This is a genomic window from Mesorhizobium sp. Cs1299R1N1, assembly GCF_037179655.1.
In the GTDB taxonomy this organism is placed as follows: Bacteria; Pseudomonadota; Alphaproteobacteria; order Rhizobiales; family Rhizobiaceae; genus Mesorhizobium; species Mesorhizobium salmacidum.
The window spans coordinates 72774-89007 of the sequence record NZ_JAPYKR010000006.1 but is presented as its reverse complement, the minus strand read 5'-3'; the positions used below and the strand labels follow the sequence as shown (position 1 = coordinate 89007).

Here is a 16234-nt window from a genome sequence, read left to right as displayed (position 1 = left end):
CGGAACCGAGGACACTTCCAAGCGACATGCATTAGAGTCCGAGTTTGGCGGCCAGCCCAATTCGCTGCAGCTTGCCGGTCGCGCCCTTGGGGATCTCGTCCAGGATCAGCACCTTGCGCGGCACCTTGAAGTCGGCGAGCCGCATCGCGGCGTGGGCGCGGATATCGCCCTCGGTTGCGCTCATGCCTTCGCGCAACACCACGGCCGCCGCCACCTCCTCGCCAAGCTTGTCATGCGGCATGGCGAAGGTGACAACTTGCGCCACCGCCGGGTGGTCCATCAGCACGTCGTCGACCTCGAGCGGCGAGATCTTCTCGCCGCCGCGATTGATGATCTCCTTCAGCCGGCCGGTGACCCTGAGATAGCCGTCATCGTCGAGCACGCCCTGGTCGCCGGTGTGGAACCAGCCATGCGCGAAGGCAGTGGCGTTGGCGTCCGGGTTCTTCTCATAGCCTGAGGTGACGTTGGGGCCGCGAATGACGATCTCGCCCGTCTCGCCGGCTTGCACCAGCCGGCCGTCCGGCGTCATGACGGCCACTTCCGGTCCGCCGGCCGAACCGACGCTGCCCGGCTTGCGCAGGCCCGGCGGCAGCCGGTTCGACGCCATCTGGTGCGCGGCCTCGGTCATGCCGTAGGATTCGATGACAGGGCAGCCGAAGGTCGCCTCGAGTTCGGCCATCACCTGCGCCGGCAGCGATGCCGAGGACGAGCGAATGAAGCGCAGGCGTGCCGCCGCCAGCGCTTCGGCATTGCGCGCCGCGCGCGCCAGGATCGCCTGGTGCATGGTCGGCACGGCGGTGTACCAGCTCGGTTTCGCGTCGCTCAGCCCCTGGAAGAAGCGCAGCGCGTTGAAGCCCGGCGTGCAGTAGATGCTGCCGCCCGATGCCAGCGACGACAGCACCGCCGCGATCAGGCCGTGGATGTGGAACAGCGGCATGATGTTGAGGCAGCGGTCATCCGCCGTCAGCCCAAGCGTCGCGCCGATATGACGGGCGGAGGCCGCGGCATTGGCATGGCTGAGCGGCACCAGCTTGGGGCGTGAGGTGGTGCCCGACGTATGCAGCAGCAGTGCGATGTCTTGGTCCCCGGCCATGGCGGGCGCCGCTTGCTGGCCGACCGCCGCGCCCTTGATGGCAAAACTGCCGGCAGGCGCGTCTGGCGGCACGATGAGCCGCAGCACGCCGATGCCGAGGCGCTCGGCCACCGTCACGGTAGGGCCAGTCTCGTTCTCGGCGACAAGGATCGCCTTGGCACCGATGTCGGTCAGGTAGAAATCGAGCTCGTCGGCCCGGTAGGCGGGGTTGAGCGGCGCCGTCGAGGCGGTGGCCGCCACGGCGACGAAGGCCGTCGCCATCTCAGGCCCGTTCGGCAGCACGATCGCCACCCTGTCGCCCCGGCCGATGCCGAGGGCATGGAGCTGTGTGGCTGTGGCTTTGATCAGCGCGCGCAGGCCGCCATGGGTGAGCGTGGGCCTGTCGGGTGCCAGGATGGCCGGCGCGTCGTCGGCGCCGGCCACGAGGCGGCGGGAGAGGTCTGTGTGGGTCTGGGTCATGGTCACCGGCTATGTTTCAGACGAGTGCTTGTGAAAGTCCAGTCGACGTTGGCGCCGCCCCGCTCCGTCTCGGCTTCGCCGAGCCACCATGCCGGGGCGAGCCACGGGTCTCGCCCGTCCTTCGGACCCCCCACGTTGTGGGGGAGAGGAAACCCCGGCTTTCAAAGGTTGCGACCAATCATCCTGCCGTAAACCTCAATACCCCAGCGCCATCCCGTCCTTGCGCGGATCCGACGCGCCGGTCAGCGTTCCCTTTTCCCAGTCGATCAGCACCGCCTGGCCGCCGCCGAGCGGATGGTGCGGCTCGGTGATGGCGTGGCCGCGCCGGCGCAGGCCTTCGATCGCCTCGGTGGGCACGTTGCGCTCCGCTTCCACCATGCCGTCATTGTAGAACACCCGGGGGGCATCGAGCGCCTGCTGCGGGTCCATGCCGAAATCGATCATGTTGGTCAAAAGATGGACATGGCCGAACGGCTGGTAGCCGCCGCCCATGACGCCGAACGGCATCACCACGCGGCCGTTTCTCGTCGCCATGCCGGGCATGATCGTGTGCATCGGCCGCTTGCCGGGCGCGATGGCGTTGGGGTGCGCCGGATCGAGGCGGAAGCTCGAGCCGCGGTTCTGCAGCACCACGCCGGTCTTCGGACCGACGACGCCGCTGCCAAAGGAGTAATAGGTCGAGTTGATGAAGGAGACCGCGTTGCGGTCGCGGTCGACGATCGAGATGTAGACCGTATCGCTGCCCGGCAACTGGACGTCAGGCAGATGGGTCATGGCGCGCTCGCGGTCGATCTCGGCGCGCAGCCGCTCGGCATAAGCGGCCGACAGAAGCTCCCTCACGGGCACCGGGACACGGTCCTGGTCGCCGACGAAACGGTCGCGGTCGCGATAGGCCAGCCGCCCGGCCTCGATCTCCAGGTGCAGGCGCTCGGCGCCGTTGGGGTCGAGCCCGCCGAGCTTGAAGCCCGACAGCACGTTCAGCATCAAAAGCGCCGTCAGCCCCTGGTTGTTCGGCGGCATCTGGTGAATCTCATGGCCGCCATAGCTAACGCTGACCGGCGCCACATAGTCGCCTCGGGTCGTGGCGAAATCTTCGGCCGTGTGCAGTCCGCCCAATTCCTTGAGCCGGCGCACCATGTCGTCGGCGACCGCACCTTCGTAGAACCCGGCGCGACCCTGTTTGGCGATTATCCGCAAAGTGGCGCCGAGTTCCGGCTGGCGGTGCGCGTCGCCGGCCTTCGGCGCGGTGCCGCCGGGCAGGAAGATGCGCGCCGCATGCTCGTCGGCGGAAAGATCGGTCTCCGGGTCGGCCCAGTCGAAGGCGACGCGGTCGTGCACGACATAGCCGTTCTCGGCATAGTGGATCGCCGGCGCCAGCACTTCGGCCAGGCTCTTGCTGCCATGATCCTCGAGCAGCCGGCACCAGGCGTCGATGGCGCCTGGCACCGTCACCGCGTGCGGCCCCTGCTTCGGAAGCTCGTTAAAACCCTTGTCGCGAAACCAGTCGACGGTCGCGGCCGCCGGCGCCCGGCCGGAGCCGTTGAAAGCCAACACCTCGCTTTGTCCCTTGGGGCAGTAGAGGACAAAGCAATCGCCGCCTATCCCGGTCGATTGCGGCTCGACCACGCCCTGCACGGCGGCCGCACAGATGGCGGCATCCATGGCATTGCCGCCGGCGCGCAGCATCTCGATGGCCGCCAGCGTCGAGAGCGGGTGCGATGTCGCGGCAATCGCTTCCGTGGCACGAACCGGCGAGCGGCCGGGAAACTGGAAATCACGCATCTGGTCTGGATATCCCTAGGGTCACTTGAAGCGAATGGGTCCGATGAAATCAATGCCGGCGGCCGAAGATCTGCGCCAGCGACAACAGCAGGACCGAGAGCACGATCAGGCAAGTCGAGATGGCGGCGATGGTCGGGTCGATCTGGTCGCGCAGCGCGTTGAACATGCGGCGCGTCAAGGTGGTGGTCTCGCCGCCCGAGATGAACAGCGAGACGACAACTTCGTCGAAGGAGGTGATGAAGGCAAACAGCGCCCCCGAGACGATCGAGAAGCGGATCTGCGGCATCGTCACCTGCCAGAAGGCAGCGATGCGTCCCGCGCCCAGGCTGCGCGCCACGCGCTCCTGGTTCATGTCATAGGAGCGCAGGCCCGACAGCACCGTCAGCACCACCAGCGGCAGCGCCTGCACCGTATGGGCGATGACCAGGCCGGTCAGCGTGTTGTTGAGGCCGATGCGCGCATAGAGGAAGAAGGTGCCGATGCCGACCAGGATCACCGGGATGATCAGCGACGCCGTGAGCAGCGCGTTGATGGTGCCGTTGAAGCGCAGCGTGCCCCTGTTGATGGCGTAGGCCGCCGCGGTGCCGAGCGGCGTCGCCACCAGCGCGGTCATGACAGCGACCTTCACTGACACGATGGTGGCGTCACGCCATTCCAGCGACTGGAAATAGCTTTCGTACCAGCGCAGCGACCATTGCTGCGGCGGGAATTGCAGCAGCGTCGAATCCGAAAACGACATGATGACGATGATGACCGACGGCGCGATCAGGAACAACAGCACGAGGCCGCCGAGGCCGTAGAGCCACAGGCGTTGCCGGTGCGAGATCGGCAGGCCGATATCTCCGCTCATCGTGAACTCCATACGCCGGTGGCGCGCGCGCCGAGCAGCCACTGGAATAGGCCGAGAAGCGCCAGCGTGACCACCAGCAGCACCACGCCGAGTGCCGCACCCGCGCCCCAGTTGGAATAGAGGCTGGTGGTCTGTTCCATGCGCATCGCCCACATCACCACCTTGCCGCCGCCCATCAGCGCCGGCGTGACGAAGAAGCCTAGGCACAGCACGAAGACGATGACCACGCCCGAGGCGAGGCCGGGCAGCGACAGCGGAAAGAAGATCTGCCTAAAGGTCGCGGCCGGGCCGGCGCCGAGATTCATGCCGGCGCGCAGGCAGTCGGTGTCGATGGTCTTCATCGAGGCGTAGAGCGGCAAAACGAGAAACGGCAGCAATATGTGCGTCATGCCGATGACCACGCCTGAAAAATTATTGGCCAGCGACAGCGGCTGGCTGATCACGCCGAGGTCGATCAGCCAGCTATTGATCAGGCCCTTGCGCTGCAGGATCACCAGCCAGGCATAGGTGCGCACCAGCACTGACGTCCAGAACGGCAGGATAACGAAGATCAGGCAGATCGAGGCGGCCCGGCGCGGCAACTGCGACAGCATGTAGGCCAGGGGATAGCCCAGCAGCACGCAGGCGCCGGTAACGATGAAGGCGACCTTGAAGGTGGTGATGAAGGTCCTGATGTAGGAGGCCTGCTCGAAAAACCGTGCGTAATTGGCGGCGCTGAAGGCGCCGGTCTCGTCGAACAGCGACAGCCAGAACAGCCAGCCGATCGGCACGATGATGATGGCGCAGACGAGGAACAGGCTCGGCGCCAGCAGCGCCAGCAGCCGCAGTGACTCCCACCGCGCATCGGCGCGTAGCTCTTGCGTGTTCAGGTCCTGCCCCGCCGGGCCGGCGATCTCTTTCAGCAGGGCGGATTGCGCGCTCATCCCTCGGCCGCCACCAGGATCGTGTCCTTCGCATCGAGGCCGAGCGTGATCGGCTGGCCGGGCGCCGGCATTCTGGCCAGCACATCGCTGCGGCAATAATCGCGCAACGTCAGCTGGCGGCCGTCGCTCAGGCTGGCATAGCAGACGAAGCTGTCGCCCTGGTAGATGATGTCGCTGACCGTCGCATCTAGCACATTGATGCCGGTCGACGGCTCGTCCGTGGTGACCAGCCGTAGCTTCTCCGGTCGCACCACCATCAGATGCCGACCCGCCGGCGGTGTCGGTGCGCCGGTCTGGATTCGCCTGTCCTCATACCAGACCGATCCGTTGCGGCACTCGACGGGAATGAAATTCGATTCGCCGATGAAGCCGGCCACGAATTGCGTCTTCGGTGCCGCATAGAGGGTTTCGGGCTTGTCGAGCTGTTCGATGCGGCCAGCGTTCATCACCGCGATACGGTCCGACATGGTGATGGCTTCGCGCTGGTCGTGCGTGACATAGACCGTCGTCATGCCAAGACGGCGATGAAGCGCGCGCAATTCGAGCTGCATATGCTCGCGCAGGCCCTTGTCGAGCGCCGACAGCGGTTCGTCCATCAAGACGATGCGCGGCTCGAAGACGATGGCGCGCGCCAGGGCCACGCGCTGGCGCTGGCCGCCGGAGAGCTGGTCGACGCGGCGCTCGCCCAAGCCCTGCAGCTTCACCAGCTCCAGCGCCTTCTCCACCCGCTGCGCCGTCTCGGCTGCCGCGACGCCGCGCTGCTTCAGTGGAAAGGCGATGTTGTGGAAGACATTCATATGCGGAAACAGCGCATAGTTCTGGAACACCATGCCAATGTTGCGCCTGTGCGGCGGCGTGGTGATGATCTCGTCGCCGCCGACCTTGATGCTCCCGCCATTGGCTCTGACGAAACCGGCCAGGATCATCAGCAGCGTCGTCTTCCCCGATCCGGAAGGCCCGAGCAGCGTCAGGAACTCGCCGGCCTCGACATCGAGGTTCAGGTCGCGCAGCACCGGCACGCTGCCAAATCGTTTCTCGATCCGGCGCATGCTGATCGGCAGCGCGGATTGTGCAATGGACAAGATCGTTTTCTCCTGGGCAGAGACTGAAGGAGCGGGCGGCGTTTGCGCCGCCCGCAATGTCAGGGTTCTGGCCTATTGCTGGATCAGATTGTTGAACTTTTCCGTCGCCTCGACGAGGGTGTCGCGCCAGAACTCGGCATCCTGCAACACCTGCTTCTTGACGTTTTCGGGCGCCGAGTTGATGTCCTTGATCCGCTCGGGCGGGATCTTGCCGGTCTCGAACGCCTTCTCGTTCACCGGCCCATTGTCGACATAGAGCGGCAGATTGGCCTGCAGCTGCGGGCTGACGAACATCGCCAGCGCCTTCATCGCCGCTTCCTTGTTCTTGGCGCCCTTGGGGATGACCATGCAGTCGGCGGTGAGCACGCCCTGGTCGAACGAGAAGCTGACCGGCGCGCCTGCCTTCTTCAGGGTGCCGGCACGGCCGTTCCAGATGCTCGCCATGTCGACTTCCCCATCCTTCACCAGTTGCATGGCCTGGGCGCCGGAGGTCCACCAGGCATCGACATGGCCACGGATCTTGTCGACCGATTTCAGCGCGCCGTCGATGTCGACGGGATAGACCTTGTCGATTGGCAGGCCGGAGGCGAGTGCGGCGACGCTCAGCGTCTCCGTCGCCTGGCTGCTGCTCAGCGCGCGCCGTCCCGGGAATTTTTCCACGTTCCAGAAGTCGGCCCAGGTCTTCGGGCCCTTGTCGCCGAAGACGTCGGTCCGATAGATCAGCACGACGGAGGTGTAGGAAATGCCGACCCAGTCGTCATGCACCAGCTTGGGGTTGATGCCGCTCTTGTCGATGATGCCGTAATCCAGCTTTTCGAACAGCCCTTCCTTGGAGCCGCGCGCGCATTCGTCGGCGCCCAGCTCGGTGATGTCCCATTTGACGGCATTGCCGGTCACCTGCAGGCGCACGTCGTCGAGGCCGTTGGTGGTGTCTTCCTTGATGGTGATGCCGAGCGCATCGGCGGTCGGCTTGAAGAAGGCCTTGGTCTCCGCCTCCTGATAGGTGCCGCCCCATGAGGCGACGGTGATGGTGTCGGCGGCGAGGGCAGGCACTGCCACGGAGGCAATGAGGCCGGCTATCGCGAAAGTTCTAAAGTTCTTGTTCATTTCGGTTCTCCGACCGGTGTTCCCATTTGTTTTTGATTTGGCATGCGATTTTGTATACAATTTCAAATGTAGCCGAGAGATCGGTGTTGTCAACTCCGGCGAGCACGATCAATCCGAAGCGATGGGACGGTGCCGCAGGGCGTGGCAAATTGCGCCGACTGCGACTACAAACGAGGCAATGTCCGGCTAAAGCAGCCGGAGAACTGGGAACGGACCTTGGCCAAGGAAACAAAAAACACGCTGCGCGACTCGGTCTATTCCGCGCTCAAGGCGATGATCGTGACCGGCCAGATTCCGCCGGGCTCGCGCGTCACCGAAAGCGACATCGCGGCCAAACTCAACGTCAGCCGCACTCCGGTGCGCGAAGCCTTCAACCGCTTGGAGCGCGACGGACTGGTCACCGGCCGGCCGCGCCAGGGCTATGCCGTCACCGAGTTCGACATCAACATGTTCCGCGAGGCCTTCGACATCCGCGAACTGCTCGACGGCCATGCGACCGAACTGGCGGCGGCGGCTGCTACGGAGAAGGACAAGGCGCGGCTGCGTGCCATGCTGGCTGAGTGCGAGCGGCTGGCCGCTATTCCCGATCGCACGACGCGCGAAAAATTCCAGGAACTGGAGGTCGGCATCGATCTGCACCGCGTCATTGCCGAAATCAGCGGCAACGCGATGCTGCACGGCATGCTGTGCGGCATCCTCGACAAGTGCCAGCACTATGTCTGGACCGAACTCTTGTGGCTTGACGAATGGAAGATCGCCCGCGACGAGCATGCCGGGATCGTCGAGGCGATCTGCGCAAACGACGCTCGCCGCGCCGGGACGCTGGCGCGCGCCCATGTACGCGGTTCGCGCGAGAACGTGTTGCGCCTGCTGCAGGCGAAATCGGACTATCAGAGTTTCCTGGCCAAGGCCTCCTGAGCGGGACAGCCAGTGCGCCCTACCAGGTCCAGCCGCCATTTCCGAGCGTGACCACCGCATCGACGATGCGGGTGAAGCTCGCGCGGGCACGGCCGACGCTGTGCCGGGCCCTGAGATAGCCGTGCACCAGGCCGGGTTCCTCGAACCAGATGGCGCGCCCGCCTGCCGCGACCATGCGGTCGCGATAAGCCTCTCCATCGGATGACAGCGGGTCGCACTCGGCGGTCATCAGCACGGTCGGCGGCAGGTTGGCGAAATCGGCATCGGCCAGCGGCGACAGCGTGATGTCACCGGTCTGGTCCACGCCCCCGGTGCGGATGTGCTTGTAGAATTCGAGGTCGCGCACCGTCAGCATCGGCGCCTCGGCGTGCGTCACATAAGAGCCGCGCGAGCGATCGCCGCCGAGACCGGGATAGATCAGCACCTGGCCGATCGGCTTTTTCGCATGGCCACGCGTCGCGTGCGCGACGGCGGCGCAAAGGTTGCCGCCGGCGCTGTCGCCGCACAGCACCACCGGGCGGTCGGAGCTCCCCGCGGCCCATTCGAAGGTGGTCATCGCATCGTCGAAAGCGGCTGGATGCAGATGCTCCGGCGCCAGCCGGTAATCGACCGAGACCACCTCATAACCGGTGCGGCCGCAAAGCTCGGCGCAGACATCGTCGTGGCTGTCCAGCCCGCCGAGGATGAAGCCTCCGCCATGGATGTAGAGCACCATGGCGGCATGGTCCGGCGTCGCGTTGCGATAGATGCGGATTGGGATGTTGCTGGCAGGTGTGGCGATGGCGGTCGTCTCGGCCGTCACGCCTTGCGGATAGCCGGCAAAGAACTCCCGGCACATGCGGTCATAGATCTCGCGCTGCCGTGCGATCGTGTAGTCGATCGTATCGGGCGGATAATAGGAATTGGTCCGCTCGATGAAGGCCCAGGTCTCGGCGTCGATGAGTTTGGCGTAATCGGTCATGAACGGAGACCGGACAGCAATGAACGCGCCCAGGCGCCCCCCTCTGGCCTGCCGGCCATCTCCCCCTCAAGGGGGGAGATCGGATGTCGTCTCGGCTTTCGCCAACCGCCAACGTTTCCGGAAGAGCGCTGTTGGCAAGACCGCCGATCTCCCCCCTTGAGGGGGAGATGCCCGGCAGGGCAGAGGGGGGTGCCTGGCGCCATCATCTCCGAGTTATTTCCCCTTCCACACAGGCTCGCGCTTCTCCGCGAAAGCACGGAACCCTTCCATACCGTCCTCCGACCCATAGAGCGCGTCGACGGTCGGCAACTGCCGGCGCGTCACCTTGTTCATCGCATCCTGGAAGGTCAGCGATTCCGCCACCCGCGCCGTCTCCTTGATCGCTGCGAAGACCAGCGGTGGGCCGCTGGCGAGCAGGCGGGCGATCTCCCAGACGCGGTCCTCGAGCTTTTCCTTGGGCAGCACCTCGTTGACCAGGCCCCAGCGATGCGCCTCGGCGACATCCATCCAGCGGCCGGTGAGCAGCAGGTCCATGGCGACATGATAGGGGATGCGCTTCGGCAGCTTGATGGTCGCCGCGTCGGCGAGCGTCCCGGCGCGGATTTCGGGCAGGGCGAAGGAGGAATGATCGGACGCATAGATGAGGTCGCAGGACAGCGCCAGCTCGAAGCCGCCGCCCACCGCCATGCCGTTGACGCAAGCGAGGACCGGCTTGTTCAGGTCGCGCAGTTCCTGCAGGCCGGCAAAGCCGCCGACCCCATAGTCGCCGTCGACCGCGTCGCCGCCGGCGGCGGCCTTCAAGTCCCAGCCGGCACAGAAGAACTTGTCGCCCGCGGTCTTGACGATGGCGACGCGCAGTTCCGGATCGTCGCGGAACGCCTTGAACGTCTCGCCCATCAGCCGCGAGGTTTTCAGGTCGATCGCGTTGGCCTTGGGGCGGTCGAGCGTGACCTCGAGGATGGTGCCTTCGCGGCGGGTCGAAATGACGTCAGACATTCTTGTTCTCTCCCAGCACCAGCAGCGCGTCGGCGATCCAGGCGCCCTTGCCTTCCGTGCAGACGATCAGCGGATTGATGTCGAGTTCCTCGATCTCGCCGGCATTCTCCTGCACGAAGCCGGCAATGCCCGCGATGGCGTCGATGGCGGCCTGGACGTCGGCCTTCGGCCGGCCGCGATAGCCTTCGAGCAGCGGGAACAGTTTCAGCCCGCGCAGCGCGGCTTCTATGTCGTCGCGGGTCGCCGGCAGCATCAGCGTGACGCTGTCGCGCAGCAACTCGACCAGCACGCCGCCGGTGCCCAGCGTCATGACAGCACCGAACATCGGATCCCGGGTGAAGCCGACGATCAGTTCGGCGACGCCGTCGCGCACCATGCGCTCGACATAGAGCCCGGTGCCGAGCGGCAGCAAGTCATGCGCTGCCGTGCTGACCGATTCGGCGTCCTTGAGGTTGAGCCTGACGGCGCCGACCTCGGACTTGTGGGTTACGCCAAGAGCCTTCAGGGCAACCGGAAAGCCAAGCGCCATGGACGAGATCACCGCCTCGACCGCGTTGCCGGCGCGTTCGCCCTTGGGCACGGAAAGGCCGGCCTTGATCAGCCGCGCCTTGGCTTCGGCTTCGTCAGGTGTGACGCGCGGCACGTCGGATGCGCCGGCAGCCCTCGTGTCGACCGGCTGTGCCTGCGGCTCGCGCCAGGCCCAACCGATGAAAGCCGCCGCCTGCGCGGCGTCCATTGCCTCGGAAATGCCGAACAGCGGCACCATGCCCCGCGCCATCAGTTCGGCGGTGTATTCCTCCGGCAGGTTCTCCGGCAGCGAGGAGACGATGGCGCCATGCGCCTTGTTGGTCTTCAGCGCCGATTCGAAGGCGCGCAGCGTCGCCCACCAGTCGGTTACCGAGCAGCGGTCGGGGCGCGGGAAGTCGAGTACCAGCATGTTGAGGTCGAAGCCGCCAGACACCATGGCGGTGAAGGTGGCCGTCATCGCCGGCTCGTTGTTCCAGATGAAGGTGTGGTAGTCCAACGGATTGGCCACCGCGACCAGCGGCCCGAGCGTCGATTTGACATGGGCGCGATGGCTGTCGGTCAGCACCGGGAAGTTGACCCAGCGCCCTTCGGCGCTGTCGGCCATGACCGACGCCTCGCCGCCCGAACAGCTCATCGATGAGAGCCTGTACCCGGGCAACGGGCCGGTGATGTGCAGCAGCTTCAGCGCCTCGATGAAGGCGGGGATGGAATCGACACGCGCGATGCCGAGCCGCTTCAGGAAGGCACCGGAAGCAGCGTCCGAGCCGGCAAGCGAGGCGGTGTGCGAGACGGTTGCCTGCCGCGCCTGTTCGGAGCGGCCGACCTTCATGGCGATGATCGGTTTTTTGAGCTCTCTCGCCCTGGCCGCCAGCCGCTCGAAGCCGGCTACCGAATCAAAAGCCTCGATGTGCAGCCCGAGCGACGTCACCCGCTCGTCCTCGATCAGGCCAAGCGCCATTTCCGACAGGCCGGTCTGCGCCTGGTTGCCGGCGGTCATCAGGAAGGCGATCGGCAGGCCACGCTTCTGCATCGTCATGTTGATGGCGATGTTGGAGGACTGGGTGATGATGGCGACACCCTTGCCGCCCTCGTCCAGCCTGATGCCGCCATGCTGGTCGGGCCACAAAAGCGCACCATCGGCATAGTTGATCAGGCCATAGCAATTCGGCCCTATGATCGGCATCTGGCCGGCGGCGGCGACCAGTTCGGCCTGCAGCCGCTCGCCATCCTCGTCATAGGCTTCGGTTTCGAGGAAACCGGCGGCAAAGCAGACGGCGCCGCCGGCGCCGCGCTCGGCGAGTGCCTTGATCACCTCGATGGTCAGGTGCCGGTTGACGCCGACAAAGGCGGCGTCCGGCGCGCCGGGCAGATCCGCGACCGACCGGTAGGCCTTGCGGCCGGCGACCTCGTCCTTGGTCGGATGCACCGGCCAGATCTCGCCGGCAAACCCCATCTTGATCGATTGCGCCACGACGGCGGCGGCCTGCACGCCACCGAACACGGCGATCGATTTCGGGCGCAGAAGGCGTTCGAGTTTATGCATGGTCATCTTTTCGTTTTGAGCGCGATCTCAGGACAAGCGATCTCGTTTGCCCGACAAAACCGAATGCCGGTTTTGGCTATCATGCTCTAAGCGCCGAAGGGACGCAGCAGCGCCCGCGAAATAATATGTCGCTGAATCTCCGATGTGCCTTCCCAGATGCGTTCGACGCGGGCGTCACGCCAGATGCGTTCCAGCGGCAGGTCGTCCATCAACCCCATGCCACCATGGATCTGGATCGCCTCGTCGGCGACGAAGGCAAGCATTTCGGTGGCCTTCAGCTTGGCCATGGCCATATCCTGGTCGGTGACGGTGCCCTGATCGTACTTCCAGCCGGCCTCGAACACCATCAGGTCGGCGGCCTTCAGTTCCGTCGCCATGTCGGCAAGCTTGAACGACACGCCCTGGAACTTGCCGATCTGCTGGCCGAACTGCTGGCGCTGCGCGGCATATTCGACCGCATGGCCAAGCGCCCGCTCGGCGCGGCCTAGGCAGGTGGCGCCGACCTGCAGGCGCGTCGCGCCGAGCCAGGAATTGGCGACATCGAAGCCCTTGTGCACCTCGCCCAGAACCTGGGATGCCGGCAGGCGGCAGTCGTCGAATTCGAGGATGGCGTTGGTATAGCCACGATGCGAGACGTTGCGATAACCGTCGCGCACCGTAAAACCCTTGGTCCCCTTGTCGACGAAGAAGGCGGTGATCTTCTTGCGTTTTCCACGCGGTGAATCCTCCTCGCCCGAGGCCATGAAGACGATGGCGAAATCGGCGAGATCGGCGTGCGAGATAAAATGCTTGGTGCCGTTCAGCACCCAGTCGTCGCCATCCTGCACCGCGGTCGCCTTCATGCCGCGCAGGTCGGAGCCGGCGCCGGGCTCCGTCATCGCCAGGCAATCCCATTTCTCGCCGCGGATGCAGGGGAAAAGGTACTTTTCACGCTGCTCCGGCGTGCCGGCGAGCAGGATGTTGGAGGGGCGCGCAACGCAGGTCCAGTGCAGCGCGTAATTGGCGCGGCCAAGCTCCTTCTCGTAGAGCAGCCAGGTCACCGTATCGAGCCCCGCGCCGCCGACATCGGCCGGCATGTTGGCGGCGTAGAGCCCGGCCTCGATCGCCTTGGCCTTTATCTCCTCGATCAGCTCGCGGCGCAGCACGCCGGTGCGCTCGACCTCGCGTTCATGCGGATAAAGCTCGTTCTCGACGAAGGCGCGCGTCGTCTCGACAATGAGTTTCTGCTCTTCCGAAAGACCGAAATCCATGGTCTCAGCCCTTCTTCTTTTTCTTCGGCTTTTCAGCCCGCTTCACCGGCTTGGCGGCCCTGGCCTTTTCCGCTGCCTTTGAGGCAGTCGGCTTCTTCGCCGCCAGCTTGGCGAGTTGCTTGGTATAGTCCTTGTGCAGCGCGCCGGCGCCCCAGCCCTTGCCCTTGTTCTGCTTCGACAGCGCGTCCATGATCGCGACCAGATTGTCGTCGCGGATCTTTTCCAGCTCGCGGATCGACAGGCCGTGCGCCTGGTCGTCCGACTGGGTGGCGATCAAGTCGACCAGCTCGTCGTTGAATTCCGGCACGTCCATCAGTTTGGTCCACGGCCATTTCAGGCAGGGTCCGAACTGCGCCATGAAGTGGCGCATGCCGGCCTCGCCGCCGGCGACGCGATAGACCTGGAACATGCCCATCTGCGCCCAGCGAAGGCCGAAGCCATAGCGCATGATGTCGTCGAGTTCCTCGACCGTGCAAATACCGTCCTTGATCAGCCACAGCGCCTCGCGCCAGGCGGCTTCGAGCAGGCGGTCGCCGACAAAAGCCTCGATCTCCTTGCGGATGACGACCGGCTTCATGCCGATCGAAGCGTAAATTTCCTTGGCGACTTCGATCGCTTCGGGGAAGGTCTGGTCGCCGCCGACGATCTCGACCAGCGGCAGCAGATAGACCGGGTTGAACGGATGGCCGACGACCAGCCGCTCCGGATGCTTCTTCATCGCCACCTGCATGTCGGTCGGCTTGATGCCGGAGGTCGAGGAGCCGACAATGGCGTTGGCGGGCGCATGGGTGTCGATCTCGGCCAGCACGCGATGCTTGAGGTCGAGCCGTTCCGGCACGCTCTCCTGGATGAAATCGGCATCGGCTACCGCTTCGGCAATCGTCTTGGCGAAGGTCAGCTTGCCTTCCTTGGGCAGGCCACCGGGAACCATCTGCTTGTAGGCGCGACGCGCGCCCTTCATCACTTCCGAGACCTTGCGCGAGGCCTCCGGATCAGGATCGAAGATTGAGACGTCGATGCCGTTCAACAGCAGGCGCGCCACCCAGCCGGCGCCGATGACGCCGCCGCCAATGGCGGCCGCCTTGTTGATGATGCTCATTGAGAGGCTCCGGTTCTTGTCCTGGCGGTTTCGGGATCGGTGAGAGGCACGCGCTCGCCAGCGCGAATGACTGATGGGTCGTAGGCCTTGCGGGCAAAGACTTCGAGCACGAAGGGCCGGAAGAATTCGATCGGCAGCGTCTCATAGTCGGGGTCGAAGCTCGACTGGTCCCAGCGCTCGCAAAACGCATCGCAATCGTCGAAATAGACATGGCCGGCGAAGCGGTCGCGCGCATGGCGATTGCCGCCGAGATGATGGGCGTAATAGAGGCGCTGGAAATCGCCGTGCTTCTCGACCACCCAGGTGCATTGCTCGCGCACGAAGGGTTTCAGGATCGAAGCGGCGTATTCGTCGTGATTGTAGGGCGCGTAGATGTCGCCGATGTCGTGCAGCAGCGCGCAGGCGATCCAGTCGGTGTCGGCGCCATCGCGCCGGGCGCGCGTCGCCGCCTGCAACGAATGGCCGAGCCGGGTGATCTTGTAGCCGGAAAGGCCCTCGTCGAGCTGCACCAGCGCGTCGAGCAGCCGCTCGCCGGTCTTGGCCGCATAATCGATCTCGTGGGCGGTCAGGAACTCGTAATCTTGCCTGTCGCCATCCTTCATCGCGGTGAATTTGACGGTAGCCATATCGACCCTCCCTGCGAATAATTTATGCCGCTATCGGCGCTCGCTTGGTCAGGTTGAGCTTCTTGCGGACTTCCTCCGGTCCCAGGATCCTGGCGCCGAGATTGGTGACGATCGAGGCGGCGCGCTCGACCAACTGCGCATTGGTCGCCAGAACGCCCTTGTCGAGCCACAGATTGTCCTCGAGCCCGACGCGGACATTGCCGCCGGCAAGCACCGCCGCCGCTGCATAGGCCATCTGGTTGCGGCCGATGGCGAAGGCCGACCAGTTCCATGTCGACGGCACGTTGTTGACCATCGCCATGAAGGTGTTGAGGTCGTCGGGCGCACCCCATGGCACGCCCATGCAGAGCTGCACCAGCGCGTCGGGATTGAGCACCTTTTCCTCGACCAGCTGCTTGGCGAACCAGAGATGCCCGGTGTCGAAAGCTTCGATCTCGGGCTTGACACCGAGCGCCGTCATCATGCCGCCCATGGCGCGCAGCATGCCGGGCGTGTTGGTCATGACATAGTCGGCTTCGGCGAAATTCATGGTGCCGCAGTCGAGCGTGCAGATTTCCGGCAGGCATTGGCGCACATGTTCCATGCGGTTGGTGGCGCCGCCCATGTCGGTGCCCTTTTCGTTGAGCGGCAGCGGCGCTTCCGGCGAGCCGAACACCATGTCGCCGCCCATGCCGGCGGTCAGGTTCAGGATGACGTCGACGTCCGCCGCGCGGATGCGCTCTGTCACTTCGCGGTAGAGATGCACATCGCGCCTGGGCTTGCCGGTTTCGGGGTCGCGAACATGGCAGTGGACGATGGCAGCGCCTGCCTTGGCCGCGTCGATCGCCGAATCGGCGATCTGCTTGGGCGAGCGCGGCACATGCGGGCTGCGGTCCTGCGAGCCGCCGGAACCCGTCACGGCGCAGGTAATGAAGACCTCACGGTTCATTGCAAGCGGCATCGAAACTCTCCTCCCATTCGAAACAGCCGCTAGCATCGCTCGACTTGATCAAAGCTGCTTTGCGTTTTACGAAGGCG

Annotated in this window: 14 protein-coding genes; 1 reads left to right on the top strand and 13 read right to left on the bottom strand. The window is 65.0% G+C overall.

Translation table 11 applies throughout. The annotated features are described in order from the left end of the window. Nucleotides 1-31: 31 nt before the first annotated feature. The 6 genes from O7A70_RS14645 to O7A70_RS14620 form a co-directional block, all read right to left on the bottom strand. Complete coding sequence (locus O7A70_RS14645) at nucleotides 32-1552, bottom strand: acyl--CoA ligase (RefSeq protein ID WP_337140984.1); 1521 nt, start codon at nucleotides 1550-1552, stop codon at nucleotides 32-34. Between the two features lie 195 nt (nucleotides 1553-1747). Continuing rightward, nucleotides 1748-3334 (bottom strand): gamma-glutamyltransferase, encoded by a 1587-nt coding sequence (gene ggt / locus O7A70_RS14640; protein ID WP_337140983.1) that lies wholly within the window; start codon nucleotides 3332-3334, stop codon nucleotides 1748-1750. Nucleotides 3335-3383: 49 nt separating this feature from the next. Next, nucleotides 3384-4184, bottom strand: a complete 801-nt coding sequence (locus O7A70_RS14635) for an ABC transporter permease (RefSeq protein WP_337140982.1) — start codon at nucleotides 4182-4184, stop codon at nucleotides 3384-3386. Further along, nucleotides 4181-5107 (bottom strand): ABC transporter permease, encoded by a 927-nt coding sequence (locus tag O7A70_RS14630; RefSeq protein ID WP_337140981.1) that lies wholly within the window; start codon nucleotides 5105-5107, stop codon nucleotides 4181-4183. The genes O7A70_RS14635 and O7A70_RS14630 overlap by 4 nt, the downstream gene beginning before the upstream one ends. After that, entirely contained in the window at nucleotides 5104-6189 is a 1086-nt protein-coding gene (locus O7A70_RS14625) for an ABC transporter ATP-binding protein (protein WP_337140980.1), read from the bottom strand. The genes O7A70_RS14630 and O7A70_RS14625 overlap by 4 nt, the downstream gene beginning before the upstream one ends. 72 nt (nucleotides 6190-6261) lie before the next feature. Continuing rightward, a complete protein-coding gene (locus tag O7A70_RS14620; protein ID WP_337140979.1) occupies nucleotides 6262-7296 on the bottom strand; it encodes an ABC transporter substrate-binding protein in 1035 nt (344 codons plus the stop codon). Nucleotides 7297-7512: 216 nt separating this feature from the next. Here O7A70_RS14620 and O7A70_RS14615 point away from each other — a divergent pair, with 216 nt between their 5' ends. After that, entirely contained in the window at nucleotides 7513-8214 is a 702-nt protein-coding gene (locus tag O7A70_RS14615) for a GntR family transcriptional regulator (protein ID WP_337140978.1), read from the top strand. Nucleotides 8215-8233: 19 nt separating this feature from the next. On the opposite strand, the gene O7A70_RS14610 is transcribed toward O7A70_RS14615, so the two are convergent. The 7 genes from O7A70_RS14610 to O7A70_RS14580 all read right to left on the bottom strand — a co-directional run bounded on the left by O7A70_RS14610 (nucleotide 8234) and on the right by O7A70_RS14580 (nucleotide 16157). Beyond that, nucleotides 8234-9175, bottom strand: a complete 942-nt coding sequence (locus O7A70_RS14610; protein ID WP_337140977.1) for an alpha/beta hydrolase — start codon at nucleotides 9173-9175, stop codon at nucleotides 8234-8236. Nucleotides 9176-9388: 213 nt separating this feature from the next. Further along, nucleotides 9389-10171 carry a carnitinyl-CoA dehydratase gene (locus O7A70_RS14605; RefSeq protein WP_027142457.1) on the bottom strand — a complete coding sequence of 261 codons (783 nt, stop codon included), beginning with the start codon at nucleotides 10169-10171 and terminating at the stop codon, nucleotides 9389-9391. After that, a complete protein-coding gene (locus O7A70_RS14600) occupies nucleotides 10164-12242 on the bottom strand; it encodes an acetate--CoA ligase family protein (RefSeq protein ID WP_337140976.1) in 2079 nt (692 codons plus the stop codon). Before O7A70_RS14600 ends, O7A70_RS14605 begins: the two co-directional genes overlap by 8 nt. Before the next feature lie 86 nt (nucleotides 12243-12328). After that, nucleotides 12329-13492: an acyl-CoA dehydrogenase family protein gene (locus tag O7A70_RS14595; protein ID WP_023772121.1), complete on the bottom strand. Its 1164-nt coding sequence runs from the start codon at nucleotides 13490-13492 to the stop codon at nucleotides 12329-12331. A gap of 4 nt (nucleotides 13493-13496) precedes the next feature. Continuing rightward, on the bottom strand, nucleotides 13497-14591 hold the full coding sequence (locus tag O7A70_RS14590) for a carnitine 3-dehydrogenase (protein ID WP_337140975.1): 1095 nt from the start codon (nucleotides 14589-14591) through the stop codon (nucleotides 13497-13499). Next, nucleotides 14588-15217 carry an HD domain-containing protein gene (locus tag O7A70_RS14585; RefSeq protein ID WP_337140974.1) on the bottom strand — a complete coding sequence of 210 codons (630 nt, stop codon included), beginning with the start codon at nucleotides 15215-15217 and terminating at the stop codon, nucleotides 14588-14590. The genes O7A70_RS14590 and O7A70_RS14585 overlap by 4 nt, the downstream gene beginning before the upstream one ends. A 22-nt stretch (nucleotides 15218-15239) precedes the next feature. Then, nucleotides 15240-16157 (bottom strand): 3-keto-5-aminohexanoate cleavage protein, encoded by a 918-nt coding sequence (locus O7A70_RS14580; protein ID WP_091586279.1) that lies wholly within the window; start codon nucleotides 16155-16157, stop codon nucleotides 15240-15242. Nucleotides 16158-16234 lie beyond the last annotated feature (77 nt).